This is a genomic window from Variovorax sp. F042 (assembly GCF_057814215.1).
In genome coordinates this window covers 205,214-230,921 of record NZ_JBVASX010000004.1, presented here as the reverse complement: position 1 = coordinate 230,921, position 25,708 = coordinate 205,214, and the positions used below count along the sequence as shown (strand labels likewise).

The window sequence follows — 25,708 nt, the reverse complement described above, 5'->3', positions numbered from 1 at the left end:
GTTGTTGTTCTAGAGAGATTCGACCTTGCGGCCGGCAAGTGCGCGCGCAATGCCCGCGTTCATTCGCTGTGCGGCAAAGGCTTCGGTGTCGTCGGCCAGCTTCTTGGTGGCAGCCTCGATGGCGGCGGCCTCGTTGCTGCCCTTGGCGGTTTCACGCAACTGCGCCATCGATGCGTCTATGACGGCGCGCTCTCCGTCGCTCAGCAGGTCGCCGTCGGCATCGAGCGCGCTCTGCGTGGCGAGCAACATGCGATCGGCATCGACGCGCGCCTCGACCAGCGCACGGGCCAGCATGTCCTGCTGCGCCGTGGAAAAGCTCTCCTGCAGCATGGTCGCGATCTGGTCGTCCGACAGGCCGTATGACGGCTTGACCGCCACGCTGGCTTCGACGCCGCTGCCCTGCTCCTGGGCACTCACGCTCAGCAGACCGTCTGCGTCGACCGTGAACGTCACGCGGATGCGTGCCGCGCCGGCCGCCATCGGCGGGATACCGCGCAGCGTGAAGCGCGCGAGGCTGCGGCAGTCGGCCACGAGATCGCGCTCGCCCTGCACCACGTGCAGTGCCAGCGCGGTCTGGCCGTCTTGATAGGTCGTGAAGTCCTGAGCCATCGCGGTGGGGATGGTCTGGTTGCGCGGCACGATGCGCTCGACCAGACCGCCCATGGTCTCGATGCCGAGTGAGAGCGGGATCACGTCGAGCAACAGCAGCTCGCCCGCGCCGTTGTTGCCGGCAAGCTGGTTGGCCTGGATGGCTGCGCCGAGGGCCACGACTTCATCAGGGTTCAGGTTGACCAGTGGCTCGCGGCCGAAGAACTCGGCGACGGCGCTGCGGATCTGCGGCATGCGGGTGGAGCCGCCGACAAGCACGATGCCCTGCAGGTCGTCGGGCTTGAGCTTCGCGTCGCGCAGCGCCTTGCGGACGGCAGCAATGGTGCGATCGGTGAGTGGCCGCGTGGCGGTGTAGAACTGTTCGCGGGTCAGGTCGAACGAAGCGGTCTTGCCTGCCACGTCAGCCTTGAACAGGGCCGATTCCGAATCGGTCAGCGCCTCTTTCGCGGCCCGTGCGGCGACCAGCAACGCCGCCTTGTCGGCATCGCTGCCGGCTTGCAGGCCCGTCTGCGCGAGCACGAAGCCGGCCAGCGCGTGGTCATAGTCGTCGCCGCCCAGGGCCGAATCGCCACCCGTGGCGATCACTTCGAACACACCCTGCGTGAGCCGCAGGATCGAGATGTCGAAGGTGCCGCCGCCCAGGTCGTAGACCGCGTAGACACCTTCGCTCGCGTTGTCGAGGCCATACGCGATGGCGGCCGCCGTGGGCTCGCTGATAAGGCGAAGCACGTTGAGGCCGGCGAGTTGCGCGGCATCCTTGGTCGCCTGGCGCTGGCCTTCGTCGAAGTACGCCGGCACGGTGATGACGGCACCGTAGAGCTCGTCGTCGAAGGTGTCCTCGGCACGAAAGCGCAGCGTGGCCAGGATCTCGGCGCTGATCTCGACCGGCGACTTTTCGCCCGCCAGGGTCTGCACCTGCACCATGCCGCCATCGCTGCTGCCGATGCGGTACGACATCGCTTCGCGGTTCGCGATGTCGGCCAGACCGCGGCCCATGAGCCGCTTCACCGAAGTGATCGTGTTGGCCGGGTCCTTGGCGCGCGCCGCCAGCGCATCGAAGCCGATCTGGCGGCGGTCGTTTTCAAGGTAGCGCACGGCCGAAGGCAGCAGCACGCGACCCTGGTCATCGGGCAGGCATTCGGCCACGCCGTTGCGCACCGCGGCCACCAGCGAATGGGTGGTGCCGAGGTCGATGCCCACGGCAATGCGACGCTGATGCGGGTCGGGCGCCTGGCCGGGTTCTGAAATCTGAAGAAGAGCCATGCCTCTATTGTCCCAACTGATCGAATTTGGCTTCGACGTCCTGTCCGAAGCGCTCAATGAACATGAGGGCTCTCACCTGCTGCGCGGCGGCGGGGTAGTCGCCTTTTTCGTCGATCAGCCAGTCGAGCGACGACAGTGCGCGGGCGCGGGCAGCCTCGACCTCGGCCTGGAGCTTTTCAAGCGAAGCGGCGTCTTCGACATCGTCGAGCGCCTCGCGCCACTCCATCTGCTGCATCAGGAACTCCGGCGGCATCGCCGTGTTGTTCTCGGCGTTCAGCGGTGCGTCGTGCAGTTCGCAGATGTAGCTGGCGCGGCGGATCGGGTCCTTGAGCCGCTGGTAAGCCTCGTTGATGCGCACCGACCACTGCATGGCCACACGTTGCGCGGCGGCGCCCTGCGCGGCAAAGCGGTCCGGGTGGGCTTCGCGCTGCAGCTCTTTCCAGCGCGCGTCGAGCACCGCACGGTCCTGCGCGAAAGTCGCCGGGACGGCGAACAGTTGAAAGTCGGTGTCGTTCAGGTTCATGGCAAGAAAAAACCGCCAGCACATGACATGGTGGCGGCTGTTGTCGCGGTCAGCGACGGCGCATCAGATGCGAAAACTTTCCCCGCAGCCGCAACGGTCGCGTTCGTTGGGGTTGATGAACTTGAAACCCTCGTTCAGGCCCTCGCGCACGAAGTCGAGCTGCGTGCCGTCGATGTAGGCCAGGCTCTTCGGGTCGACCAGCACCTTCACGCCGTGGTCTTCGAACACCACGTCTTCAGGCGTGAACTCGTCCACATACTCGAGCTTATAGGCCAGGCCGGAGCAGCCCGTGGTCTTCACGCCCAGCCGCACGCCCACGCCCTTGCCCCGTTTGCCGAGGTAGCGGGTGACGTGTCGCGCAGCGGCTTCGGTCAGCGTGACGGCCATGTCAGTGAACAGCTTCGGCAGCAGCAGCTTCGGTCTTGACGCCGTGCTTGGCCTTGTAGTCGCTCACGGCGGCCTTGATCGCGTCTTCGGCCAGGATGGAGCAGTGGATCTTCACGGGCGGCAGCGCCAGCTCTTCGGCGATCTGCGCGTTCTTGAGCGCAGCCGCTTCGTCGAGCGTCTTGCCCTTGACCCATTCGGTCACGAGCGACGACGACGCGATGGCCGAGCCGCAGCCGTAGGTCTTGAAGCGCGCGTCTTCGATCACGCCGGTTTCGGGGTTGACCTTGATCTGCAGCTTCATCACGTCGCCGCAGGCCGGCGCGCCGACCATGCCGGTGCCTACCGAGTCGTCGCCCTTTTCGAAGGAACCGACGTTGCGTGGATTTTCGTAGTGGTCGATGACCTTGGAAGAATATGCCATGGTGTACCTCTCAAACTTTGTTCAATCGTGGAGCCTGGTGCGGGCCTGCGTCAGTGGGCCGACCACTGGATCGTGCTGATGTCGACGCCGTCCTGGAACATCTCCCACAGGGGGCTCAGCTCACGCAGCTTGGCAACGTTGTGCTTGATGGTCGAAATGGCGTAGTCGATTTCTTCTTCGGTCGTGAAACGGCCGATGGTCATGCGAAGGCTGCTGTGGGCCAGCTCGTCGCTGCGGCCCAGGGCGCGCAGCACATAGCTGGGCTCCAGGCTGGCCGAAGTGCAGGCCGAACCCGACGACACCGCCAGGCCCTTGATGCCCATGATCAGCGACTCGCCTTCGACGTAGTTGAAGCTCATGTTCAGGTTGTGCGGCACACGGTGTTCGAGGTCGCCGTTGATGAACACCTGCTCGACATCCTTCAGGCCATCGAGCAGACGCTTCTGCAGGCGGCGCGCATGGGCGATGTCGTCCTTCATTTCGAGCTTGGCGATGCGGTAGGCCTCGCCCATGCCGACGATCTGGTGCGTGGGCAAGGTGCCCGAACGCATGCCGCGTTCGTGACCGCCGCCATGCATTTGCGCCTCGAGCCGCACTCGCGGCTTGCGGCGCACGTACAGCGCGCCGATGCCCTTGGGGCCGTAGGTCTTGTGCGAGGCGAGGCTCATCAGGTCGATGGGCAGCTTCGTGATGTCGATTTCGACCTTGCCGGTGGCCTGGGCCGAATCGACGTGGAAGATGATGCCCTTTTCGCGGCAGACATTGCCGATCGCGACCACGTTCTGGATCACGCCGATTTCGTTGTTCACGAACAGCACGCTGGCCAGGATGGTGTCGGGGCGGATCGCGGCCTTGAACTTCTCCAGGTCGACGAGGCCGTTTTCCTCGACGTCGAGGTAGGTCACTTCGAAGCCCTGGCGCTCGAGTTCGCGCATGGTGTCGAGCACCGCCTTGTGCTCGGTCTTCAGGGTGATCAGGTGCTTGCCCTTGCCCTTGTAGAACTGGGCCGCGCCCTTGAGCGCGAGGTTGATCGATTCGGTCGCACCCGACGTCCAGACGATTTCGCGGGGATCCGCATTGATCAGGTCGGCGACCTGGCCACGCGCCTTCTCGACCGCCTCTTCAGCCTCCCAGCCCCATGCGTGGCTGCGTGACGCCGGATTGCCGAAGTGTTCGCGCAACCAGGGAATCATGGCGTCGACCACACGCGGGTCGACCGGCGTGGTCGCGCCGTAATCGAGATAGATCGGGAAATGAGGAGTTACGTCCATGGCTGGCTCGTGCTGGCGTGGGGGTTGTTTTTTGATCTGGGCTGCTCAAGGTGGCGCCCGAAGGCGCCGCCGGGGACTCAGTACTCAGGACTTGGCGAAGGCGTTGCCGAGGGCGAACACCGAATTCGGTGCGTTCACGCGGATCGGCTTGACCACCGGCTGGGCCGAGATCGCACGCTTGACGACCGGCTTGTTCTCGATCTGCACGCCCTTGGCGATCTGGTCGTCGACCAGCTTCTGCAGCGTGACGGAGTCGAGGAACTCGACCATGCGCTGGTTCAGCGAGGCCCAGAGCTCGTGCGTCATGCAGCGGCCGGCTTCGCCGAGGCAGTTTTCCTTGCCGCCGCACTGGGTGGCATCGATGGGTTCATCGACGGAAACGATGATGTCGGCCACGGTGATGTCCGCGGCCTTGCGACCGAGGCTGTAGCCGCCGCCGGGGCCGCGAGTCGACTCGACCAGCTCGTGACGGCGCAGTTTGCCGAACAGCTGCTCAAGGTACGACAACGAAATCTGCTGCCGCTGGCTGATCGCAGCCAGCGTGACCGGACCGGTGTTCTGACGCAACGCCAGATCGATCATTGCTGTGACCGCAAAACGGCCTTTGGTAGTGAGACGCATCGCAAGCTCCTTCAAGTGCTTACCGTTGAAATGACACCGTGGTCCTGGACCGCGGTGACTTCGTCTCCGCCCTGCCCGACCCCTGACGCTGGTGAACCAGTCGGTAGGAGTCGGTCCTTCATCGCGAAGTTCTTTTCTTGTTGTTGACTGTTTCGCTCAAGTATAACAGAAGCCCCCGAGGTCTGCTGGGGTAAACCCCAGCGCGGTTCGCTTGAAGAATGCGAACGTCTGACCTACTGCGGCGGGATCGCGATGTTGTCGCCGCCCGACGCCCCGAACGCCTGCTCCCGCAGCAGCGCCAACTGGTCGCGCACCCGGGCTGCCTTCTCGAATTCGAGGTTGCGGGCGTGTTCCAGCATCTGCTTTTCCAGCCGCTTGATTTCCCGGGCGATGTCCTTTTCGCTCATGTCCTCGACCTTGGCGCGTTCCAGGTCGAGCTTGGCCATTTCCTTGCCCGTTTTCTCGCTGTAGACGCCGTCGATCAGGTCGCGCACCTGCTTGACGATGCTGCGCGGCGTGATGCCGTTGGCTTCGTTGTAGGCAATCTGCCGGGCACGGCGGCGCTCGGTTTCGCCGATGGCCTTCTTCATCGACTCGGTCATCCGGTCGGCGTAGAGGATGGCCTTGCCGTTCAGGTTCCGCGCTGCGCGGCCAATGGTCTGGATCAGCGAGCGCTCTGCGCGCAAGAAGCCTTCCTTGTCGGCGTCGAGGATCGCCACCAGCGATACCTCGGGAATATCCAGCCCCTCGCGCAGCAGATTGATGCCCACCAGCACGTCGAAGGTGCCCAGGCGCAGATCGCGCAGTATTTCCACCCGCTCGACCGTGTCGACGTCACTGTGCAGGTAGCGCACCTTCACGCCGTTGTCGCCCAGGTAATCGGTCAGCTGCTCGGCCATGCGCTTGGTCAGCGTGGTGATCAGCACGCGCTCGTTCTTGTCCACGCGCACGCGGATCTCGCCCAGCACATCGTCCACCTGATGCGTGGCGGGCCGCACCTCGACCTCGGGGTCGATCAGTCCGGTGGGCCGCACCAGCTGTTCGACCACGTTGCCGGCATGGTCCTTCTCGTATTGCGCCGGCGTGGCCGAAACGAAGATGCACTGGCGCATGCGCTTTTCGAACTCTTCCATCTTGAGCGGCCGGTTGTCCAGCGCACTCGGCAAGCGGAAGCCGTACTCGACCAGCGTGGTCTTGCGCGCCCGGTCGCCGTTGTACATGGCGCTGAGCTGGCCGATCATCTGGTGACTTTCGTCGAGGAACATCAGCGCGTCCTTCGGCAGGTAATCGGTCAGCGTTGCCGGCGGGTCGCCTGGCGCAGCGCCCGAGAGGTGGCGCGTGTAGTTCTCGATGCCCTTGCAATGGCCGATTTCGGCGAGCATTTCGAGGTCGAAACGGGTGCGCTGCTCCAGCCGTTGCGCTTCGACCAGCTTGCCCGCCCCCACCAGTTCCTTGAGCCGATCGCCCAGTTCGATCTTGATGGTTTCCACCGCCGCCATGACCTTGTCGCGCGGCGTGACGTAATGGCTCGACGGATACACGGTGAAGCGCGGCACCTTCTGGCGGATGCGGCCGGTCAGCGGGTCGAAGAGCTGCAGCGACTCGATCTCGTCGTCGAACAGCTCGAAGCGGATCGCCAGCTCGCTGTGCTCCGCCGGGAACACGTCGATAGTGTCGCCCCGCACGCGAAAGGTGCCGCGGGCAAAGTCCTGCTCGTTGCGCAGGTACTGCATGCGAATGAGCCGCGAAATCAGGTCGCGCTGGCCGACCTTGTCGCCGACGCGGGCAATCAGCCGCATCTCCATGTAGTCCTCGGGGGTGCCGATGCCGTAGATGGCGCTCACCGTGGCCACGATGACCGTGTCACGCCGCTCCAGCACGCTCTTGGTGGCCGACAGCCGCATCTGCTCGATGTGCTCGTTGATCGATGAATCTTTCTCGATGAACAAGTCGCGCTGCGGCACGTAGGCTTCGGGCTGGTAGTAGTCGTAGTAGCTCACGAAGTACTCGACGGCGTTCTTCGGGAAGAACTCGCGGAATTCGCTGTAGAGCTGCGCCGCCAGCGTCTTGTTGGGCGCAAACACGATGGCCGGGCGGCCCAGCCGGGCGATCACGTTGGCCATGGTGAAGGTCTTGCCCGAACCGGTCACGCCCAACAGGGTCTGGAACACTTCGCCATCGATCACGCCCTCGACCAGCCCCTCGATCGCCTTCGGCTGGTCGCCGGCCGGTGGATAGGGCTGGAAAAGCTCGAAAGGCGAGTCCGGATAGCGGATGAATTCTCCCTGTTTCGCCGGCCCGATCGGGTCCAGTTTCTTCAGGTCTGCTATGGCTTCGTTGTTCTCTGGCATGGCTGTTCCCGACAGGTGGCGCTCGCGCCGGTAAAATTCAAGGCAACCGGAAAGGATAAAGCCTCCTCCGGTTGCAGCGAAGCTTTCATCCCAAAGGACCTTTCCATGTCTATGTTCACCGCGGTCGAAATGGCGCCGCGCGACCCGATCCTCGGCCTCAACGAGCAATTTGCAGCCGATACCAACCCCAACAAGGTCAATCTCGGCGTCGGCGTCTATTACGACGACAACGGCAAGCTGCCACTGCTGCAGTGCGTGCAAGCGGCAGAGCAGAACATGATGAAAGCGCCCACGGCGCGCGGCTACCTCCCCATCGATGGCATTGCCGCATACGACAACGCTGTCAAGGCGCTGGTCTTCGGCGCCGACAGCGAACCCATCACCTCGGGCCGCGTGGCCACCATCCAGGCCATCGGCGGCACCGGCGGCCTCAAGGTCGGCGCTGACTTCCTGAAGAAGCTCAACCCCAACGCCAAGGTGCTGATCAGCGACCCGAGCTGGGAAAACCACCGCGCGCTGTTCACCAACGCCGGCTTCGAAGTCGAAAGCTACCCCTACTACGACGCCGCCAAGCGCGGCATCAACTTCGACGGCATGCTGGCCGCGCTCAACGCAGCCCCTGCCGGCACCATCGTCGTACTGCACGCCTGCTGCCACAACCCGACCGGCTACGACATCACGTCGCAGCAGTGGGACCAGGTCGTAGCCACTGTCAAGGCCAAGGGTCTCGTGCCTTTCCTCGACATGGCCTACCAGGGCTTCGGCTACGGCCTGAAGGAAGACGGCGCCGCCGTCGCCAAGTTCGTCGATGCCGGCCTGACCTTCTTCGTCTCGACCTCGTTCTCCAAGAGCTTCAGCCTGTACGGCGAACGCGTGGGCGCCCTGTCGGTGCTGTGCGAAAGCAAGGAAGAAGCCGGCCGCGTGCTGTCGCAGCTCAAGATCGCCATTCGCACCAACTACAGCAACCCGCCCACGCACGGCGGCGCCGTGGTGGCCGCGGTGCTCGGCAACCCCGAACTGCGCGCCCTGTGGGAACAAGAACTGGGCGAGATGCGCGTGCGCATCAAGGCCATGCGCCAGAAGCTGGTCGACGGCCTCAAGGCCGCCGGCGTGAAAGAAGACATGAGCTTCATCACCACGCAGATCGGCATGTTCAGCTACTCGGGCCTGAGCAAGGACCAGATGGTGCGCCTGCGCAATGAGTTCGGCGTGTACGGCACCGACACCGGCCGCATGTGCGTGGCCGCGCTCAACAGCAAGAATATCGAGTTCGTCTGTGCCTCGATCGCCAAAGTCATCTAGGTGACAGCAAGGTGTGAGGGAATCGCCTTCGCGACGATTCCTTCACATTCTGTGGAAGAAGGCCCCTCGCGGCGGGGCCGATGTAGGGGTTAGGCCCCCTGCAATGCAGCGAATGCGCTGATATATTGCACCGCAACATTCCACTCCAAGACCAGCGATGCTCTATCAACTCTACGAAGCCCAGCGTTCCCTGATGGAGCCGTTCTCGGACTTCGCACAGGCTGCCTCCAAGCTCTACGGCCAGGGCGCCGTGTGGGGCCAGCTGCCCATGGCCCAGCGCATGGCCGCCGGCTACGACCTGCTCTATCGCCTCGGCAAGGACTACGAGAAGCCCGAGTTCAACATCAAGTCCGTCAAGGTCGACGGCGAAGAGGTCGTGATCCAGGAGGCTGTCGAACTCGACAAGCCGTTCTGCGAGCTGCGCCGCTTCAAGCGCTTCACCGACGAGCCGCACATCCTCAAGACGCTCAAGAGCCAGCCCGTGGTGCTGATCGTGGCGCCCCTGTCGGGCCACTACGCCACGCTGCTGCGCGACACCGTGCGCACCATGCTGCAGGACCATAAGGTCTACATCACCGACTGGAAGAACGCGCGCCTGGTGCCGCTGTCCGAAGGCGAGTTCCACCTCGACGACTACATCAACTACGTGCAGGAGTTCATCCGCCGCCTGCAGGCCGAATACGGTAACTGCCACGTGGTGAGCGTGTGCCAGCCGACGGTGCCGGTACTCGCGGCCGTGTCGCTCATGGCCAGCCGCGGCGAACAGCTGCCGCTGACCATGACCATGATGGGCGGCCCCATCGACGCACGCAAGTCGCCGACCGCGGTGAACAACCTCGCGATGAACAAGAGCTACGAGTGGTTCGAGAACAACGTGATCTATCGCGTGCCACAGGGCTTTCCGGGCGCGGGCCGCAAGGTCTACCCTGGCTTCCTGCAGCACACCGGCTTCGTGGCGATGAACCCCGACCGCCACGCCAGCAGCCACTACGACTACTTCAAGGACCTGATCAAGGGCGATGACGCCAGCGCCGAGGCCCATCGCAAGTTCTACGACGAGTACAACGCCGTGCTCGACATGGACGCCGATTACTACCTCGAGACCATCCGCACCGTGTTCCAGGAATTCGACCTGGTCAACGGCACCTGGGACGTCAAGAACCCCCAGGGTCAGGTGGAGCGCGTGCACCCGCAGGACATCCACTCGACCGCCCTGCTCACGGTCGAAGGCGAACTCGACGACATCTCGGGCTCGGGCCAGACCGAAGCGGCGCACAGCCTGTGCACCGGCATAGCCAATGACAAGCGCGAGCACTATGAAGTGAAAGGTGCCGGCCACTACGGCATCTTCAGCGGCCGCCGCTGGCGCGAACTGGTCTACCCGAAGGTGCTGAAATTCATCGCGGCCAACGACCAGCCCCAGAGTCGCGCCGGCAACCGCGGCGGCCTGGCCGCCGAAGACAGCATCAAGCCCGGCCGCAAGGTGCCCGCCGTCGCGGCCAAAAAGCTGCCGGCAAAGAAGGCCACGGCCGTGGCAGTGAAGAAGCCCGCTGCGCGCAAGAAGCCCGGCACCGGTGCGGCGCGCTGAAGAAGCGCGCACGCAACCTCATCACCAAGTGAACGGGCTGGCCGCACGCATCAACGATGCACTGCCTCAAACGCAGTGCACACGGTGCGGCTACCCGGATTGCGCAGGCTACGCACAGGCCGTGGCTGACGGCGAGGCCGGCATCAACCAGTGCCCGCCGGGCGGCGCGGAAGGCATCGAGCGACTCGCACTGCTCACCGGCCGCGCAACGCTCCCCCTCGATCCCCAGTTCGGCACCGAAGGCCCGCGTGCCATGGCAGTCATCGACGAGGCCTGGTGCATCGGCTGCACGCTGTGCCTCGACGCCTGCCCCACCGACGCCATCGTCGGCATCAACAAGCGCATGCACACCGTGATCGAAGCCCACTGCACGGGCTGCGAACTGTGCATTCCGGTCTGCCCTGTCGATTGCATCTCGCTCGAAGTCGAGACGCCGGGCCTCAGCGGCTGGCAAGCCTGGTCGGCCGAGCAGGCCGAGAGTGCGAGGCGCCGCTACGAAGTGCATGGCAGGCACCGCAACACCGACGCCCGGCTGGCCGAAACGGCGCCCGAGCCCGAAGCCCCGCAAGACGCCGGCGCCCGCAAGCGCGCCATCGTCGAAGCCGCACTGGCGCGTGCCCGCGCCGCCTCGCAACAACGCTCACCAGCCACCAAACCATGACGCTCGATACCCTGCTCATCTACATCGTCGCTTCGCTCGCGCTGGCCCTGATTCCGGGGCCAACGATGCTGCTGGCGCTGTCCAACGGCATCGAGGGCGGCATGCGCCGCGCGAGCTGGGGCATTGCGGGTGCGTCGCTCGGCAGCATCACCCTGATCGCCGTCGTCGCGCTCGGACTGGGCTCGTTGCTGGCGGCCTCGGAGTGGCTCTTCAATGCGATCCGCGTCGCAGGCGTGGCCTACCTCGTATGGCTGGGCATCAAGCTGTGGCGCAGCGAAACCACCGACCTGCGCACCGCGCTGGCCAAGTCGCCGCTCGAAGTCCGTCCGCAGGGCCGTGTCGCGCTGCTGCGCAGCCTGATGGTGGCGCTGTCGAACCCGAAGACGGTGCTGTTCTTCGCGGCATTCCTGCCGCAGTTCGTCGACATCGCGAAGCCGCAAGGCCCGCAGTACCTGCTGCTAGGTGCAGTGTTCGTCGTGCTCGATACCTGCGTGATGCTGGCCTATGCATCGGCCGGCACGCAGGCCGTGCGCTTCCTCTCGCAGCGCGGCCTCAGGGCAATGAACCGCGGTTGCGCGGCCGGCATGTGGCTGCTCGCGGCTACGCTTGCGGTGTGGCGCCGCCCCGGCGCTTGAAGAGCAACAGCAGCACACCCGCCAGCACCACGGCCACCGCGTACCACTCGAAGCGCGTGACCGCCTCGTTGGCGATCCACACGCCCAGCAGCATCGCGATCACCGGGTTCACGAAGGTGTAGCTCGCCGCCAGCGCGGCCGGCGCCCTGGCCAGCAGCACCATGTAGGCGTTGAAGGCAATCAGCGAGCCGAACACCACCAGATAGATCCACGCAGCGACCGCTTCAGCCTGTGGCGGCCAGCTCATCGTTTCGCCAGACACCGCGGCGAGCCCCATCAGCACCACGCCGCCGCAGAGCATTTCGCTCGCGAAGCCCATCGCGCCGGACGCCAGCGGCAGGCTGCGTTGGCTCAGCACGCTGCCAAGCGACCAGCAGACGCAGGCGATGCAGATGGCCACCAGCCCCTCGGGCGAAGAGCGGAAGCCGCTGCCCTGCGTGAGCATCAGCACGCCGACGAGGCCGAGCGCGATGCCCGCAGCTTCGAGCCGCGACGGCTTCACACCCCAGATCAGATTGAGCAGCGCAATCAGCAGCGGGATCACCGCGATGAACGCCACCACCAGCCCCGAACCGATCGACACCTCGGCGTTCGCCGTGCCGCCCATGCCGCCGCCCAGCATCAGCGCGCCGACGATGAAGGCATTGCGCCACTGCACCAGCGAGGGCCACGGCGCGCCGCGCCAGCGCATCCACGCTGCCAGCAGCACACCCGCGACCAGGAAGCGCGAGCCCATCTGCAGGAACGGCGGAAAGCTGATCAGCGCGTACTTGATCGCAAGATAGGTCGAGCCCCACACCACCCAGGTGGCGGCGAGGCAAAGCCACAGCAGCGGCGGCAATCCGGGGCGGCCCGCGGCTGGCGTGGCATGGGCGGGAGAAGCGAGGGTAGGCATGTCGAAGGTGTCTCTTCTGATTCTTGGTATTGGGTGCCGGTCATGGTATGAAAGCCGTCCCTCGGCAGCCATGCAGATTTCATGGTTCTGCCCTCGCCAAACCGTCGATTTGAAGGAGTTTCATGGACTTTCCCTTGAACCCCGTGCTGGACGCCCATGACACCCGCATCCTCGCCGAACTGCAGGCCGACGCGCGCCTGACCATGGCCGAACTGGGCCGCCGCGTGCACCTGAGCCAGCCGGCAGTAACCGAGCGCGTGAAGAAACTGGAGGCTGCGGGCGTCATCAGCGGCTACCGCGCCACCGTCAACCTCGGCAAGCTGGGCTACGGCATCCGCGCCATCATCCGCGTCGGGCGCGCGGACTACGACCTCGTCGTGAAACTGGTGCAGGACACGCCCGAATGCGTCAATGCCTACAACGTGACCGGAGAGGACAGCTGGATCCTCGAGATCGCGGTGATCGACGTGAGCCACCTCGACGCGGTGGTCACCAAGTTCTGCATCCTTACCGAGACGGCGACCTCGATCATCCTGAACCCGGCGCGCGAGCACCAGGCGATGCTGCCGCCTCAGCGCTCGGACGTGAAGCCGCCGATCAAGAAGGTGCTCAACGCGTAGCTGCGAGCGCGCTGAACGCCGCTACCACCTCGGGCGGCGCCTGCACCATCTCGATGAGCACGCCCTCGCCCGCGATCGGAAATTCGTCGTTCGCCTTCGGGTGCAGGAAGCAGATGTCGAAGCCGGCTGCACCCTTGCGGATGCCACCCGGCGCAAAGCGCACGCCCTGCGCCGTGAGCCATTCGACGGCCTTGGGCAGGTCGTCGATCCACAGCCCGACGTGATTGAGCGGCGTCGTGTGAACGGCGGGTTTCTTCTCCGGATCGAGCGGCTGCATCAGGTCGACCTCGACCTTGAACGGGCCCACGCCCATCGCGCAGATGTCTTCATCCACGTTCTCGCGTTCGCTCTTGAACGTGCCCGTGACTTCGAGCCCCAGCATGTCGACCCACAGCTTCTGCAGCCGCAGCTTGTCGGGCCCGCCGATGGCGATCTGCTGGATGCCCAGCACCTTGAAGGGGCGTGCGACAGTGGTCATGCGGCACAGCCTTCCGGCTGCTCCTGAACCTGCCGCGCATTCAGGCCCAGCTTGCGCAGCAGCACCGTGTCGGCTTCGACGTCGGGGTTGCCGGTAACGAGCAGCTTGTCGCCGTAGAAGATCGAATTCGCGCCCGCCATGAAGCACAGCGCCTGCACCGCGTCGCCCATCTGCTGTCGGCCGGCCGACAGGCGCACGCGCGCGGTCGGCATGGTGATGCGCGCAACCGCGATCATGCGCACGAAGTCGAAGGGGTCGACCGGGTCCGAGTCGGCCAGCGGCGTGCCGGGCACGCGCACCAGACTGTTGATCGGCACCGATTCCGGGTACGGATTCAGGTTGGCCAGTTGCGCGATCAGCCCCGCACGGTGCACCGGTGCTTCGCCCATGCCGACGATGCCGCCGCAGCACACGCTGATGCCCGCGCTGCGCACATGGGCCAGCGTGTCGAGACGATCCTGATAAGTGCGCGTGTCGACCACGTCGGTGTAGTACTCGGGCGCGGTGTCGAGGTTGTGGTTGTAGTAATCGAGGCCGGCAGCCTTGAGCTGGTGCGCGTGGTGCGGCTCCAGCATGCCGAGCGTGGCGCAGGTCTGCATGCCGAGCCCCTTCACGGCCTCGACCAGCACGGCCACCTTCTCCACGTCGCGGTCCTTCGGCGCGCGCCATGCAGCGCCCATGCAGAAGCGCGTGGCACCGGCGTCCTTGGCGGCCTGCGCGGCGCGCAGCACCTCGTCGACCTCCATGAGCTTCTGCGCCTTCACGCCGGTATCGAACTGGGCCGACTGCGGGCAGTAGCCGCAGTTCTCGGGGCAGCCGCCAGTCTTGACCGACAGCAGCGTGGCCAGCTCGATGTCGCCTTCGGGGAAATGCTGGCGGTGCACGGTCTGCGCCTCGAACAGCAGGTCCATCAGCGGCTTGTCGAGCAGCGTCTGGATCGCCTCGACGGACCACGGGCCCTCGGTCTTGGGGGCAGCGGCCTTCGCGGGCCGGTGCAGCGTGATCGCCTGTTGCAAGTCGTTGGCACCCATCAGTTGAACTCCAGAATGATTTGATCGACGGCGAGCGATTCGCCCTTGCCCGCCGAAATCTTGCCGACCACGCCGTCCTGCGTGGCGAACAGCACGTTTTCCATCTTCATGGCCTCGATCACGGCCAGCTTCTCGCCAGCGCGCACCTGCTGGCCCGGCTGCACCGACACCTCGACCAGCAGGCCCGGCATCGGCGACATCAGGAACTTGCTCAGGTCCGGAGGTGCCTTGTAGGGCATCAGCTCGAGCAGCCGCGCGCCCAGCGGCGACAGCACCATCGCCTCGATCTGCGTGCCGTCGTGCGACACGCGCAGTGCCAGCGGGCTCTTGCCCGCGCCGCGCTCCACCTGCGCGGTGAAGGGCTTGTCGTTGACGGTGCCCTGCACGCGGATCGCTCCCAGCGCCAGACTGCTGTCGATCTTGTAGGTCTTGCCGCCCACGGCCACTGCGCTCGCACCGGTCTTGCCATGGAAGTCGGTGACCGACACCGGATGGTGCACGTGCTTGCCTTCGGGCCCCAACTCGACCACCACGAACTGCTCGCCCACCTTCACGCCGTGGCCTTCGAGCTGCCCGCTGATACCCGAGGCGCGCGCACGATAACGGCGATGCACGTAGGCCGCGAGCGCGATCAGGAACGACGGATCGGCATGCGGCACGTCTTCCGCGTGGAAGCCCTTGCCGTAGTGCTCGGCGATGAAGCCGGTGTTGAAGTCGCCCGCCACGAACTTCGGATGCGCCAGCAGCGCCGCCTGGAACGGAATGTTGCTGCTGATGCCGCGGATCACGAAGCCGTTGAGCGCCTCGCGCATGCGTGCGATCGCATGCTGGCGGTCCTTGCCGTGCACGATGAGCTTGGCGATCATCGAGTCGTAATACATCGGGATCTCGCCGCCGTCGTACACACCCGTGTCCACGCGCACGCCTTGCAGGTGCTCGGTGTCGCTCGCGAACATGGTCTCGCCCGGCGGCTGGAACTTCACCAGCCGGCCGGTCGAGGGCAGGAAATTGCGGAACGGGTCTTCGGCGTTGATGCGGCACTCGATGGCCCAGCCGTCGCGCTTCACCTGCTCCTGCGTCAACGGCAGTTGCTCACCGGCGGCCACGCGGATCATCAGCTCGACCAGGTCGAGGCCGGTGATGCACTCCGTTACCGGGTGCTCCACCTGCAGGCGCGTGTTCATTTCGAGGAAATAGAAGCTCTGGTCCTTGCCAACCACGAACTCCACCGTGCCGGCGCTCTGGTACTTCACGGCCTTGGCCAGTTGCACCGCCTGCTCGCCCATCGCCTTGCGCGTGGCGTCGGAGATGAAGGGCGACGGCGCCTCCTCGATCACCTTCTGGTGGCGACGCTGGATCGAGCATTCGCGCTCGTTCAGGTAGATCACGTTGCCGTGCGAGTCGCCCAGCACCTGGATTTCGATGTGGCGCGGCTCCTCGACGAACTTCTCGATGAACACGCGGTCGTCGCCGAAGCTGTTGCGCGCCTCGTTGCGGCACGAGGTGAAGCCCTCGAAGGCTTCCTTGTCATTGAAGGCCACGCGCAGACCCTTGCCACCGCCGCCGGCCGAGGCCTTGATCATCACGGGGTAGCCGATGTCTTTCGCGATCTCGACGGCGCGCTCAGCCGTCTCGATGGCGTCGTTCCAGCCCGGAATGGTGTTGACCTGGGCTTCGTTAGCGAGCTTCTTCGAGGCGATCTTGTCGCCCATTGCCGCAATCGAATAGTGCTTCGGCCCGATGAAGGCGATGCCTTCTTCCTCGACCTTGCGCGCGAAGGCTTCGTTCTCCGACAGGAAGCCGTAGCCCGGGTGCACCGCCTCGGCGCCGGTCTTCTTGCAGGCGGCAATGATGCGGTCGGCCTGCAGGTAACTCTCGCGGCTGGGCGCAGCTCCGATGTGCACGGCCTCGTCGGCCAGTTCGACGTGGCGGGCTTCCTTGTCGGCGTCGGAATAGACAGCGACCGTGAGGATGCCCATCTTCTTCGCTGTCTGAATGACGCGGCAGGCGATTTCGCCACGGTTCGCAATCAGGATCTTCTTGAACATGTTCTTCTTCTCCGTGCCGCTCACAGTGGAATGTTCCCGTGCTTGCGCCACGGGTTCTCGAGCTTCTTCTCGCGCAGCATCACCAGCGAACGGCAGATGCGCTTGCGCGTCTCGTGCGGCAGGATCACGTCGTCGATGTAGCCGCGTGCGCTCGCCACGTACGGGTTGGCGAAACGGGCCTTGTATTCAGCCTCGCGGGCGGCGAGTTTTTCGGGGTCGTTCTTGTCCTCGCGGAAGATGATTTCCACCGCGCCCTTGGCGCCCATCACCGCGATCTCGGCACGCGGCCAGGCAAGGTTGACGTCGCCGCGCAGATGCTTGGAGGCCATCACGTCATAGGCTCCGCCGTAGGCCTTGCGCGTGATGACGGTGATCTTCGGCACCGTGCACTCCGCATACGCGTAGAGCAGCTTGGCGCCGTGCTTGATGATGCCGCCGTACTCTTGCCCCGTGCCGGGCATGAAGCCGGGTACGTCGACGAAGGTGACGACCGGAATGTTGAACGCATCGCAGAAGCGCACGAAGCGCGCGGCCTTGATGCTGCTCTTGATGTCGAGGCAGCCCGCGAGCACCAACGGCTGGTTCGCAACGATGCCGATGGTCTGGCCTTCCATGCGGGCGAAGCCGATCACGATGTTCTTCGCGTAGTCGGGCTGAAGCTCGAAGAAGTCGCCGTCGTCCACCACCTTCAGGATCAGCTCCTTGATGTCGTAGGGCTTGTTCGGGTTGTCGGGCACCAGCGTGTCGAGCGAGTAGTCGGGCCGGTCGGCCGGGTCGCCCAGGCCGTTGTTGCCCAGGCGCACCGGCGGCTTCTCGCGGTTGTTGAGCGGCAGGTAGTTGTACAGGCGGCGCAGCATCAGCAGCGCCTCGACGTCGTTCTCGAACGCCATGTCGGCCACGCCGCTGCGCGTGGTGTGGGTGATGGCGCCGCCCAGCTCTTCGGCCGTGACGCTTTCGTGCGTCACGGTCTTCACCACCTCGGGGCCGGTGACGAACATGTAGCTGCTGTCCTTCACCATGAAGATGAAGTCGGTCATGGCGGGCGAATACACGGCGCCGCCCGCGCAGGGGCCCATGATCATGCTGATCTGCGGCACCACGCCCGAGGCCATCACGTTGCGCTGGAACACGTCGGCATAGCCGCCGAGCGAGGCCACGCCTTCCTGGATGCGAGCGCCGCCCGAGTCGTTCAGTCCGATGACGGGCGCGCCGACCTTCATGGCCTGGTCCATCACCTTGCAGATTTTTTCGGCATGCGCCTCGCTGAGCGCGCCGCCGAAGACGGTGAAATCCTGGCTGAACACGAACACCAGGCGGCCGTTGATCATTCCGTAGCCGGTGACCACGCCGTCGCCGGGGATCTTCTGCTCGGCCATGCCGAAGTCCACCGAGCGGTGCTCGACGAACATGTCCCACTCTTCAAAGGTGTTGTCGTCGAGCAGCAGCTCGATGCGCTCGCGCGCCGTGAGCTTGCCCTTGGCATGTTGCGCGTCGATGCGCTTCTGCCCGCCGCCGAGACGCGCCTGGGCGCGACGCTTTTCGAGTTGTTCGATCAGTTCTTGCATGGTGTGCTTCCGAAGCTGTGGTCCTGAATTTCGTGTCTCATGGTCTGGCCGTGATGGCGGCCGCGGCGAGCAGGTTGCGCGCCGCAGTCGATGCCGGCAACGTGCCCTGCGCCACCTGCTGCGTAAGCTGGGGCAGCAGCTCGCGCACCTGCGGGTGATGCCTGAAGGCGTGCTTGAGGCCTGCGTCGATGCGCTCCCACATCCACGCGGTGGCCTGCTTCTCGCGGCGCTTGGCGAGCTTGCCGTTGGCGGTCTGCAGTTGCCTGAATTGCGTGACGGCGTCCCAGAAGGCATCGACGCCGGTGTTGGCGAGCGCGCTCAGCTGCAGCACCTTGGGCAGCCAGAAGCGCACTTCAGCGCCGCTGTGCGCGTCATGCACCGCGTGTGCATGGTCTGGGTTGCCCTGGTGGCCGAAAAGCCGCAGCGCCGAGGTGATCTGAGCCTGCGCGCGCGTGGCGGCGTCCTTGTCGATGTCGGCCTTGTTGATGACAACGAGGTCCGCCAGCTCCATCACGCCCTTCTTGATCGCCTGCAGGTCGTCGCCGGCATTGGGCAGTTGCATCAGCACGAACATGTCGGTCATGCCGGCCACGGCGGTTTCGCTCTGGCCCACGCCGACGGTTTCGACGATCACGATGTCGTAGCCGGCCGCTTCGCACACCAGCATGGCCTCGCGCGTCTTCTCGGCCACGCCGCCCAGCGTGCCGCTCGAAGGGCTCGGCCGGATGTAGGCGCGCTCGTGCACCGAGAGCCGTTCCATGCGCGTCTTGTCGCCGAGGATGGAGCCGCCCGACACGGTGGACGACGGGTCGATGGTGAGCACCGCCACGCGATGGCCCTTGCCGATCAGCAGCAGGCCCAGCGTTTCGATGAAGGTCGACTTGCCGACGCCCGGCACGCCCGAGATGCCGAGGCGGAACGAGTTGCCCGTGCGCGGCAGCAATGCCGTGAGCAGTTCGTCGGCCTGCGTGCGGTGGTCGGCGCGCGTCGATTCGAGCAGCGTGATGGCTTTTGCAATGGCGCGCCGTTGCGCCATGCCATCGGTTTCGGCAACGGCGCGTTCGAGCGCCTGTGCCGTGTTCAGCACGCAGCCTCCGAAGCCACGCGCCAGCGGTAGTGCAGGTCGACGCCCTCCCCGCCCTCGAGCACGAAGCCGTGCCGCAGGTAGAAGCGGTTGGCGTCGCTCTTCACGAGCGCGGTGAGCTTGATGTCCAGCCGCTGCGCGCGCGCCTGCGACTTGGCCCATTCGAGCACCCATTCACCGATGCCCAGGCCCTGGAAGCCGGTGCGCAGGTAGAGATGGTCGAGGCGCAGCGCGTCGCTGTCCTCGGGCTTGAGCGTGACGAAGCCGATGCGCTGGTCGCCGTCGAGCACGATGTGGTGCATGTACGGAACGACAAAGCCCGCGCTCAGGCGCTCGCGCGAACGCGCTGCATCGAAACGGCCCACGCGCTCCAGGCTCGGGCGCATCGCGTCGATGCGCAGGGCCAGCATGGCTTCGAAATCGCTGGAATCCACCGGCTGCAGCGACAGCCGCGACAAGAGATCGCCCACGTCGCGCCTCAGGCCGTGACCGCCGCGCGAATCTGCTCCAGCACGTCCTTGGCGCTGGCCGGAATGGGCGTGCCCGGTCCATAGATGCCCTTGACGCCGGCCTCGTAGAGAAAGTCGTAGTCCTGCCGCGGAATCACACCGCCGACGAACACGATGATGTCGTCCGCGCCCTGCTTCTTGAGTTCATTGATGATGGCCGGCACAAGAGTCTTGTGGCCGGCTGCGAGTGTGCTCACGCCCACTGCGTGCACGTCGTTTTCAATGGCCTGGCGCGCGCACTCTTCGGGCGTCTGGAAGAGCGGTCCCATGTCCACGTCGAAACCCAGGTCGGCAAAAGCCGTGGCCACCACCTTGGCACCGCGGTCGTGGCCGTCCTGCCCGAGCTTGGAGATCATCACGCGCGGACGGCGGCCCTGCTCCTCTGCGAAGGCGTTGATTTCGGTCTTGAGGGCTTCCCAGCCTTCGGCGGAGTCATAGGCAGCTGCGTACACACCGGTCACCTTTTGCGTGTCGGCCCGATGGCGGCCGAATGATTTCTCGAGCGCGTCCGAAATCTCGCCCACCGTGGCGCGCAGGCGCACGGCGTCGATGCTCAGCGCCAGCAGATTGCCGGTGTTGTTCTCGGCAGCAGCGGTCAGCGCGTCGAGCGCGGCCTGCACCCTGGCGGTGTCGCGCGAGGCACGGATCTTCTGCAGCCGCGCCACCTGCTGGTCGCGCACCTTCACGTTGTCGATCGAGAGGCTGTCGATCGCGTCTTCGTTCTTCAGCTTGTACTTGTTGACGCCGACGATCACGTCCTTGCCGGAGTCGATGCGCGCCTGCTTCTCGGCGGCGGCGGCCTCGATCTTGAGCTTGGCCCAGCCGCTGTCGACCGCCTTGGTCATGCCGCCCATCGCCTCGACCTCTTCGATGATGGCCCAGGCCGCGTCGGCCATGTCCTGCGTGAGCTTCTCCATCATGTAGCTGCCGGCCCAGGGATCGATCACGTTGGTGATGTGCGTCTCTTCCTGGATGATGAGCTGCGTGTTGCGCGCGATGCGGGCGCTGAACTCGGTGGGCAGCGCAATGGCTTCGTCGAGCGCGTTGGTGTGCAGGCTCTGCGTGCCGCCGAACACCGCGGCCATCGCCTCGATGGTGGTGCGCACCACGTTGTTGTACGGGTCCTGCTCGGTGAGCGACCAGCCCGAGGTCTGGCAGTGCGTGCGCAGCATCAGGCTCTTGGGGTTCTTGGGGTTGAACTCCTTCATGATGCGGCACCACAGCAGGCGCGCCGCACGCATCTTGGCCACTTCGAGATAGAAGTTCATGCCGATGGCCCAGAAGAAGCTCAGGCGTCCGGCAAAGCCGTCGACGTCGAGGCCCTTGGCCAGCGCGGTCTTCACGTATTCCTTGCCGTCGGCCAGCGTGAAGGCGAGCTCCAGCGCCTGGTTGGCGCCGGCTTCCTGCATGTGATAGCCGCTGATCGAGATCGAGTTGAACTTGGGCATGTTCTGCGCCGTGTACTCGATGATGTCGCCGATGATCCGCATGCTCGGCGCTGGCGGAAAGATGTACGTGTTGCGGACCATGAACTCCTTGAGGATGTCGTTCTGGATGGTTCCGCTCAGTTGGTCTTGCGCCACGCCCTGCTCTTCGGCCGCGACCACGTAGCCCGCGAGCACCGGCAGCACGGCGCCGTTCATCGTCATCGACACGGAGACCTTGTCGAGCGGGATCTGGTCGAACAGGATCTTCATGTCCTCGACCGAGTCGATTGCCACGCCTGCCTTGCCGACGTCGCCGGTCACGCGCGGGTGGTCGCTGTCGTAGCCGCGATGCGTGGCGAGGTCGAAGGCCACGCTCACGCCCTGCCCGCCGGCGGCCAGCGCCTTGCGGTAGAAGGCGTTCGACTCTTCGGCGGTGGAGAAGCCGGCGTACTGGCGGATGGTCCAGGGGCGCACTGCGTACATGGTGGCCTGCGGACCGCGCAGGTAGGGCTCGAAGCCGGGCAGCGTGTCGGTGTACTTCAGGCCCTGCAGGTCGGCGGCGGTGTACAGCGGCTTCACGGCGATGCCGTCGGGCGTGATCCAGTTCAGCGCGTTCACGTCGCCGCCGGGTGCGGACTTGGCAGCAGCCTTGGCCCAGGCTTCGAGGTCGGCGGGCTTGAAAGAGGGTTCGGGTGTGCTGCTCATGAAGGGGCCGTTCGCAGTGTCTTGCAGGGTATTCGCAAATTCGCCTGCACGGATTTGCAAGCCGGCCGCGAGTCTAACCGATCCATAATTATTAATTCAAACACCGTTTTTGAAGTACAGTCCGGCCCATGTCCGCCGTCACCCTCACCCCCCGCGCCCTCTATGAAGAGGTGGCCGAGCTGCTGCGCCAGCGGATCTTTCGCCGCGAGCTGGAGCCTGGCAGCTGGATCGACGAACTCAAGCTGGCCGAGGAATACGGCATCAGCCGCACGCCGCTGCGCGAGGCGCTGAAGGTGCTGGCGGCCGAAGGCCTGGTGACGATGAAGGTGCGGCGCGGCGCGTACGTGACCGAGGTGTCGGAGCAGGACCTGACCGACGTGTACCACCTGCTCTCGCTGCTGGAGAGCGACGCCGCCGGCGTGGTGGCCGAGCGCGCCACCGACGCGCAGCGCGCCGAGCTGAAGGCGCTGCACGCCGAGCTGGAAGCAGCAGCCTCGCCCGAGAACCGGGAGCACTTCTTCGCCCTGAACGAGCGCTTTCACATGCGGTTGCTGGCCATCGCCAACAACAAGTGGCGCGACCAGATGGTGGCCGACCTGCGCAAGGTGATGAAGCTCAACCGGCACAACTCGCTGCTGAAAGCCGGCCGGATCGCCGAGTCGCTGGCGGAGCACCGCTCGGTGATGGCGGCCATCGAGGCGCGGGACGCGGAGGCCGCCATGGCCCGCATGCGCGAGCACTTCCAGAACGGGCTCGAAGCCGCGAACTAGCGCCTGTCAGCGCGGCGCGGCGCCGGCGAGAAACATGTCGACGGCGCGCTGAACCAGCGCGTGAATCTGCTCTACCGACACGGGCTCGGGGTCGACCTGGAAGAGCCGCGCCTGGGTCTCCGCCGTGATCAACGTGGTGAACTGCAGCGCGGTCACGTGTGGGTCCCGGCGCCGTAGTTCGCCACGCTTCATCGCCGCATCCATGAACCCCGCGAGGGTTCGGATGTATTCGGCAGGCCCCGACTCCTGGAACTGCTGCCCCACGTCGGAGCGCCCGGCTTCGGCAAGAACCATCCGGTAGACCGCCAGCGCGTCCGCGTCGTTGGTCAACACGAACAGCATCCGCTCGCCGAACCGCATCAACTGCGCCTCGAGCGTGGCGGTCTCGTTCGCCTCCTGTAACTCGGCCGCGGCCTCAGCCAGATGCGAAACGGCCACGGTTTGCACGACCGCCCTGAAGAGCTCCTCTTTCGAGGCGAAGTATCCGTACAGGGTGGCCTTCGACCCACCCAGGCGCTTTGCGAGCTCGTTCATCGACGTGCGCTCGTAACCCAGCTCCTTGAACAGCGCCACCGCCGCTTCAAGGATGACGTTGCGCCGCGCTTCTGTCCTGACCTTCATCGCATTTCCCTCAAAAGAATACCCAACTGTACAGTTTTCTTGACATCGCCAAAATCCACCTCAATAATGAACCGTACCGTACAGTTTTAAATCTGGACACGGTCGTTGCCTTCTTCATTCACTTGTCCATTCACTTCTTCCCAATTCAAGGAACGCGATGCGTGCTCTTTCCGATGCTCCCAAGGCCATCACCCTGGCGGTCTGCCTGATCCTGACGGCGTGTGCCAGCACACAGCCGGTGCCGTATGCCGGCATCGCCTCCGCGTCCCAGCTGCGACCCAGCCAGCATGACGACTCCGGCCGCATTCCATTCGAATACAAGGCAAACATCGACTGGCGGCGGTATTCGGATTTCATCCTCGATCCGGTCGCCATCTACCGCGGCAGCGACGGCCAGTTCGAAGACGTGTCGGAAGACGACAAGGCATTCCTGGCGCGCTACATGCAGAACCAGTTCACCGACAAGCTGAATGCGCGCTTCCGGAACGCTCCTGGCAGAAACGCCAACGCTGTACGGATCAAGCTGACGCTCACCGGCGCCAAGACGAACACCGCCGTTCTCAGCACCTTCTCGCGCGTCGACCTGCTGGGCGGCCCGTACAACGCCGTGCAGGCCATCCGCGGCAAGGAAGGCGCGATGACGGGCTCGGTGAGCTTTGCCGTCGAAATCTACGACGCCTCGACCAACGAACTGCTCGGCGCCTACGTCACCAAGCAGTACCCGAATGCATGGAATCTCAAGGCCGGCATCGGGGCCCGGAGCGCTTCCATCGCAGGCATTGAAAACGGCGCCGACCAGCTGGTCGCGTACCTGCAATGACGACGGCGCTCTGGAGACGGCTGCGCAGGGCCTGCATCAAGTTGCAGTGCGCCTTCGCACGGGCCCGCCGGTCCAGGCTCGGCATCTTCCACGCGAAATGACTTCCTCCCTCACACACAGCCGGAGCATTCCATGACCTTCCTTCATTTCTTCCGCCTCGCGGGTATCACAGCCGTACTCGCCACGGCCTTCAATGCACAGGCCGACAGCTTCACGTCGTCCGTGGCTTCCAGTGCCGGCTCGGCATCGAGCGGTAGCGTGTCCGCGTCGCTGCGCGGTTCGAGCAAGAGTTCGTTCGACGGCGACAAGGTGGCCGAAGGCGACTACCGCATCACCGAAGTCGCGCAAGCCACCGGTCGCGAGGGCTTCACGCGCGTCGCGATGCAGAGCGACAGCGACGCCCAGCAGCGCATCGTGCTCGAACTGCCGCAAGCCACTTTCGCGAAGGAGCGCCTGGGCCTCGGCGACCTCGTGCACGCGCAACAGCGCACCTACGGCACCGCCTTCGCACGTGGCGACACGCGCGAGGCGTTCTACCTCGTGCTTGCCGACGATTGGTACGGGGGGCTTGCCGCGCGCCCCGTGAGCCTTTGACCGTCGCCCGCCGTCTGTTGCTGCTGGGGCTCTCGGCCTTCCTCGCCTTGGCGGGTGGCGTTGCGCACGCGGCGTCGTCGCAATTCTGCGATCGCGCGAAACCGCTCACCGCAAGCCAGCAGGATCGCCTGCTGCGCTTCACCGCCGTGGTGCAAGAAGCGCTTTCGAACACAGGCAGCGATGCCGTGCTGATCAGCCGCTCCGGACTCGATCTCTCGCGCTTTCACATCCGCTACTCCCACGCCGCCATCGCCTGGAAAGCCGCGGACGGCACATGGTCCGCGCGGCAGCTGTACTACGCCTGCGACGAAGGACACCCGCGCCTCTACGACCAGGGCCTGGCCGGCTTCGTCATGGGCATCGACGACTCCGCGCTGGGCTACGTCTCCATCGTTGCCCTGCCCTCCGAAGCGGCACAGGCGCTGCGCGGCGCGGCGCTCGACACGCCGCGCGCCCTGCATCTGCTGGCTGCGCGCTACAGCGCCAATGCCTATCCGTTCAGCCTGCGCTACCAGAACTGCAACCAGTGGGTCATGGAACTGTTAGCCGTGGCCTGGGGCGAGTTGCCCGACGGAGACGACCTGCGCGAGCGCGCCCAGCAATGGCTGCGCGAGGCGCCCTACAAGCCCGAGCCAGTCGATGTCGGCTCGCATGCGCTCGTCTTCGCGTCGAGCTTCGTGCCGCTGCTGCACCTGGACGACCACCCGCAGGACGACATCTATGCGCTGAAGCTGCGCGTCAGCCTGCCCTCGACCGTGGAAGCCTTCGTGCGCGAACAGCGCCCCGCAAGCGAGCGCACCGAGCTGTGCCACGACAGCAGGCAGGTCGTGGTTCACCGCGGCTGGGAACCCGTCTCCGACGGCTGCCAGCCCACCGGCGGCGATCGCGTCGTCCTTCTCGACTGAAACA

At 65.2% G+C, this 25,708-nt stretch carries 25 protein-coding genes; 9 read left to right on the top strand and 16 right to left on the bottom strand.

What is annotated here, in order from left to right:
- Window positions 1–9 precede the first annotated feature (9 nt).
- The 7 genes from hscA to uvrB all read right to left on the bottom strand — a co-directional run bounded on the left by hscA (window position 10) and on the right by uvrB (window position 7,446).
- Window positions 10–1,872: a Fe-S protein assembly chaperone HscA gene (hscA, locus tag ACZYSP_RS16390; protein WP_093078061.1), complete on the bottom strand. Its 1,863-nt coding sequence runs from the start codon at window positions 1,870–1,872 to the stop codon at window positions 10–12.
- 4 nt (window positions 1,873–1,876) lie between these two features.
- A complete protein-coding gene (hscB, locus tag ACZYSP_RS16385; RefSeq protein WP_093052332.1) occupies window positions 1,877–2,395 on the bottom strand; it encodes a Fe-S protein assembly co-chaperone HscB in 519 nt (172 codons plus the stop codon).
- 63 nt (window positions 2,396–2,458) lie between these two features.
- Window positions 2,459–2,782, bottom strand: coding sequence for an iron-sulfur cluster assembly protein IscA (gene iscA / locus ACZYSP_RS16380; RefSeq protein ID WP_007828190.1), 324 nt, complete (start codon window positions 2,780–2,782; stop codon window positions 2,459–2,461).
- A 1-nt stretch (window position 2,783) separates the two neighbouring features.
- The gene (gene iscU, locus ACZYSP_RS16375; protein ID WP_093052335.1) at window positions 2,784–3,203 is read right to left on the bottom strand and encodes a Fe-S cluster assembly scaffold IscU; all 420 of its coding nucleotides are present in this window, start codon (window positions 3,201–3,203) and stop codon (window positions 2,784–2,786) included.
- A 50-nt stretch (window positions 3,204–3,253) separates the two neighbouring features.
- Window positions 3,254–4,474: an IscS subfamily cysteine desulfurase gene (locus ACZYSP_RS16370; protein WP_093078059.1), complete on the bottom strand. Its 1,221-nt coding sequence runs from the start codon at window positions 4,472–4,474 to the stop codon at window positions 3,254–3,256.
- Window positions 4,475–4,558: 84 nt separating this feature from the next.
- Complete coding sequence (gene iscR / locus ACZYSP_RS16365; RefSeq protein ID WP_007828186.1) at window positions 4,559–5,095, bottom strand: Fe-S cluster assembly transcriptional regulator IscR; 537 nt, start codon at window positions 5,093–5,095, stop codon at window positions 4,559–4,561.
- Between the two features lie 233 nt (window positions 5,096–5,328).
- Window positions 5,329–7,446 carry an excinuclease ABC subunit UvrB gene (uvrB, locus tag ACZYSP_RS16360; RefSeq protein ID WP_093052341.1) on the bottom strand — a complete coding sequence of 706 codons (2,118 nt, stop codon included), beginning with the start codon at window positions 7,444–7,446 and terminating at the stop codon, window positions 5,329–5,331.
- A gap of 105 nt (window positions 7,447–7,551) precedes the next feature.
- Between uvrB and ACZYSP_RS16355 the strand changes: the two genes are divergently transcribed.
- The 4 genes from ACZYSP_RS16355 to ACZYSP_RS16340 all read left to right on the top strand — a co-directional run bounded on the left by ACZYSP_RS16355 (window position 7,552) and on the right by ACZYSP_RS16340 (window position 11,632).
- On the top strand, window positions 7,552–8,748 hold the full coding sequence (locus tag ACZYSP_RS16355; protein ID WP_489015369.1) for an amino acid aminotransferase: 1,197 nt from the start codon (window positions 7,552–7,554) through the stop codon (window positions 8,746–8,748).
- A 157-nt stretch (window positions 8,749–8,905) separates the two neighbouring features.
- Window positions 8,906–10,336, top strand: a complete 1,431-nt coding sequence (locus ACZYSP_RS16350) for a polyhydroxyalkanoate depolymerase (protein WP_093052347.1) — start codon at window positions 8,906–8,908, stop codon at window positions 10,334–10,336.
- Between the two features lie 28 nt (window positions 10,337–10,364).
- Window positions 10,365–10,997, top strand: a complete 633-nt coding sequence (locus ACZYSP_RS16345) for an RnfABCDGE type electron transport complex subunit B (protein ID WP_256216834.1) — start codon at window positions 10,365–10,367, stop codon at window positions 10,995–10,997.
- Window positions 10,994–11,632 (top strand): LysE family translocator, encoded by a 639-nt coding sequence (locus ACZYSP_RS16340; protein ID WP_093052353.1) that lies wholly within the window; start codon window positions 10,994–10,996, stop codon window positions 11,630–11,632. Before ACZYSP_RS16345 ends, ACZYSP_RS16340 begins: the two co-directional genes overlap by 4 nt.
- Here ACZYSP_RS16340 and yedA read toward each other — a convergent pair.
- Window positions 11,598–12,527, bottom strand: coding sequence for a drug/metabolite exporter YedA (gene yedA / locus ACZYSP_RS16335; protein WP_093078055.1), 930 nt, complete (start codon window positions 12,525–12,527; stop codon window positions 11,598–11,600). The genes ACZYSP_RS16340 and yedA overlap by 35 nt on opposite strands.
- Before the next feature lie 122 nt (window positions 12,528–12,649).
- Here yedA and ACZYSP_RS16330 point away from each other — a divergent pair, with 122 nt between their 5' ends.
- Window positions 12,650–13,147, top strand: a complete 498-nt coding sequence (locus tag ACZYSP_RS16330; protein WP_093078053.1) for an Lrp/AsnC family transcriptional regulator — start codon at window positions 12,650–12,652, stop codon at window positions 13,145–13,147.
- Here the strand turns inward: ACZYSP_RS16330 and ACZYSP_RS16325 are convergent.
- The 7 genes from ACZYSP_RS16325 to scpA are packed head-to-tail and all read right to left on the bottom strand — an operon-like array spanning window position 13,137 to window position 21,994.
- Window positions 13,137–13,625, bottom strand: a complete 489-nt coding sequence (locus ACZYSP_RS16325; protein WP_093052362.1) for a VOC family protein — start codon at window positions 13,623–13,625, stop codon at window positions 13,137–13,139. The genes ACZYSP_RS16330 and ACZYSP_RS16325 overlap by 11 nt on opposite strands.
- The gene (bioB, locus tag ACZYSP_RS16320; protein ID WP_093078052.1) at window positions 13,622–14,656 is read right to left on the bottom strand and encodes a biotin synthase BioB; all 1,035 of its coding nucleotides are present in this window, start codon (window positions 14,654–14,656) and stop codon (window positions 13,622–13,624) included. Before bioB ends, ACZYSP_RS16325 begins: the two co-directional genes overlap by 4 nt.
- On the bottom strand, window positions 14,656–16,704 hold the full coding sequence (gene accC, locus ACZYSP_RS16315; RefSeq protein ID WP_093078284.1) for an acetyl-CoA carboxylase biotin carboxylase subunit: 2,049 nt from the start codon (window positions 16,702–16,704) through the stop codon (window positions 14,656–14,658). Before accC ends, bioB begins: the two co-directional genes overlap by 1 nt.
- Window positions 16,705–16,724: 20 nt before the next feature.
- Window positions 16,725–18,269 carry an acyl-CoA carboxylase subunit beta gene (locus tag ACZYSP_RS16310; protein WP_093052368.1) on the bottom strand — a complete coding sequence of 515 codons (1,545 nt, stop codon included), beginning with the start codon at window positions 18,267–18,269 and terminating at the stop codon, window positions 16,725–16,727.
- A gap of 37 nt (window positions 18,270–18,306) precedes the next feature.
- Window positions 18,307–19,356, bottom strand: a complete 1,050-nt coding sequence (gene meaB / locus ACZYSP_RS16305) for a methylmalonyl Co-A mutase-associated GTPase MeaB (protein WP_093052370.1) — start codon at window positions 19,354–19,356, stop codon at window positions 18,307–18,309.
- Entirely contained in the window at window positions 19,350–19,823 is a 474-nt protein-coding gene (locus ACZYSP_RS16300) for a GNAT family N-acetyltransferase (RefSeq protein ID WP_093078050.1), read from the bottom strand. The genes meaB and ACZYSP_RS16300 overlap by 7 nt, the downstream gene beginning before the upstream one ends.
- A gap of 8 nt (window positions 19,824–19,831) precedes the next feature.
- Window positions 19,832–21,994 carry a methylmalonyl-CoA mutase gene (gene scpA, locus ACZYSP_RS16295; RefSeq protein WP_093078282.1) on the bottom strand — a complete coding sequence of 721 codons (2,163 nt, stop codon included), beginning with the start codon at window positions 21,992–21,994 and terminating at the stop codon, window positions 19,832–19,834.
- 128 nt (window positions 21,995–22,122) lie between these two features.
- On the opposite strand from scpA, the gene ACZYSP_RS16290 reads away from it, so the two are divergent.
- The gene (locus ACZYSP_RS16290; protein WP_093052379.1) at window positions 22,123–22,764 is read left to right on the top strand and encodes a GntR family transcriptional regulator; all 642 of its coding nucleotides are present in this window, start codon (window positions 22,123–22,125) and stop codon (window positions 22,762–22,764) included.
- Between the two features lie 6 nt (window positions 22,765–22,770).
- Here ACZYSP_RS16290 and ACZYSP_RS16285 read toward each other — a convergent pair whose 3' ends face one another.
- Window positions 22,771–23,385, bottom strand: a complete 615-nt coding sequence (locus ACZYSP_RS16285) for a TetR/AcrR family transcriptional regulator (protein WP_093052382.1) — start codon at window positions 23,383–23,385, stop codon at window positions 22,771–22,773.
- 157 nt (window positions 23,386–23,542) lie between these two features.
- Between ACZYSP_RS16285 and ACZYSP_RS16280 the strand changes: the two genes are divergently transcribed.
- The 3 genes from ACZYSP_RS16280 (at window position 23,543) to ACZYSP_RS16270 (ending at window position 25,704) form a co-directional block, all read left to right on the top strand.
- A complete protein-coding gene (locus ACZYSP_RS16280) occupies window positions 23,543–24,205 on the top strand; it encodes a DUF3313 domain-containing protein (protein WP_093078049.1) in 663 nt (220 codons plus the stop codon).
- Between the two features lie 132 nt (window positions 24,206–24,337).
- A complete protein-coding gene (locus tag ACZYSP_RS16275; RefSeq protein WP_093052388.1) occupies window positions 24,338–24,799 on the top strand; it encodes a hypothetical protein in 462 nt (153 codons plus the stop codon).
- Window positions 24,796–25,704 carry a DUF2145 domain-containing protein gene (locus ACZYSP_RS16270; RefSeq protein ID WP_093078047.1) on the top strand — a complete coding sequence of 303 codons (909 nt, stop codon included), beginning with the start codon at window positions 24,796–24,798 and terminating at the stop codon, window positions 25,702–25,704. Before ACZYSP_RS16275 ends, ACZYSP_RS16270 begins: the two co-directional genes overlap by 4 nt.
- Window positions 25,705–25,708 lie beyond the last annotated feature (4 nt).

What these genes read in the sequence shown, in the direction of transcription:
- hscA (WP_093078061.1), bottom strand. Translation starts at nt 1,872, where the DNA reads ATGGCTCTTCTTCAGATTTCAGAACCCGGCCAGGCGCCCGACCCGCAT.
- hscB (WP_093052332.1), bottom strand. Translation starts at nt 2,395, where the DNA reads ATGAACCTGAACGACACCGACTTTCAACTGTTCGCCGTCCCGGCGACT.
- iscA (WP_007828190.1), bottom strand. Translation starts at nt 2,782, where the DNA reads ATGGCCGTCACGCTGACCGAAGCCGCTGCGCGACACGTCACCCGCTAC.
- iscU (WP_093052335.1), bottom strand. Translation starts at nt 3,203, where the DNA reads ATGGCATATTCTTCCAAGGTCATCGACCACTACGAAAATCCACGCAAC.
- ACZYSP_RS16370 (WP_093078059.1), bottom strand. Translation starts at nt 4,474, where the DNA reads ATGGACGTAACTCCTCATTTCCCGATCTATCTCGATTACGGCGCGACC.
- iscR (WP_007828186.1), bottom strand. Translation starts at nt 5,095, where the DNA reads ATGCGTCTCACTACCAAAGGCCGTTTTGCGGTCACAGCAATGATCGAT.
- uvrB (WP_093052341.1), bottom strand. Translation starts at nt 7,446, where the DNA reads ATGCCAGAGAACAACGAAGCCATAGCAGACCTGAAGAAACTGGACCCG.
- ACZYSP_RS16355 (WP_489015369.1), top strand. Translation starts at nt 7,552, where the DNA reads ATGTCTATGTTCACCGCGGTCGAAATGGCGCCGCGCGACCCGATCCTC.
- ACZYSP_RS16350 (WP_093052347.1), top strand. Translation starts at nt 8,906, where the DNA reads ATGCTCTATCAACTCTACGAAGCCCAGCGTTCCCTGATGGAGCCGTTC.
- ACZYSP_RS16340 (WP_093052353.1), top strand. Translation starts at nt 10,994, where the DNA reads ATGACGCTCGATACCCTGCTCATCTACATCGTCGCTTCGCTCGCGCTG.
- yedA (WP_093078055.1), bottom strand. Translation starts at nt 12,527, where the DNA reads ATGCCTACCCTCGCTTCTCCCGCCCATGCCACGCCAGCCGCGGGCCGC.
- ACZYSP_RS16330 (WP_093078053.1), top strand. Translation starts at nt 12,650, where the DNA reads ATGGACTTTCCCTTGAACCCCGTGCTGGACGCCCATGACACCCGCATC.
- ACZYSP_RS16325 (WP_093052362.1), bottom strand. Translation starts at nt 13,625, where the DNA reads ATGACCACTGTCGCACGCCCCTTCAAGGTGCTGGGCATCCAGCAGATC.
- bioB (WP_093078052.1), bottom strand. Translation starts at nt 14,656, where the DNA reads ATGGGTGCCAACGACTTGCAACAGGCGATCACGCTGCACCGGCCCGCG.
- accC (WP_093078284.1), bottom strand. Translation starts at nt 16,704, where the DNA reads ATGTTCAAGAAGATCCTGATTGCGAACCGTGGCGAAATCGCCTGCCGC.
- ACZYSP_RS16310 (WP_093052368.1), bottom strand. Translation starts at nt 18,269, where the DNA reads ATGCAAGAACTGATCGAACAACTCGAAAAGCGTCGCGCCCAGGCGCGT.
- scpA (WP_093078282.1), bottom strand. Translation starts at nt 21,994, where the DNA reads ATGAGCAGCACACCCGAACCCTCTTTCAAGCCCGCCGACCTCGAAGCC.
- ACZYSP_RS16290 (WP_093052379.1), top strand. Translation starts at nt 22,123, where the DNA reads ATGTCCGCCGTCACCCTCACCCCCCGCGCCCTCTATGAAGAGGTGGCC.
- ACZYSP_RS16285 (WP_093052382.1), bottom strand. Translation starts at nt 23,385, where the DNA reads ATGAAGGTCAGGACAGAAGCGCGGCGCAACGTCATCCTTGAAGCGGCG.
- ACZYSP_RS16280 (WP_093078049.1), top strand. Translation starts at nt 23,543, where the DNA reads ATGCGTGCTCTTTCCGATGCTCCCAAGGCCATCACCCTGGCGGTCTGC.
- ACZYSP_RS16275 (WP_093052388.1), top strand. Translation starts at nt 24,338, where the DNA reads ATGACCTTCCTTCATTTCTTCCGCCTCGCGGGTATCACAGCCGTACTC.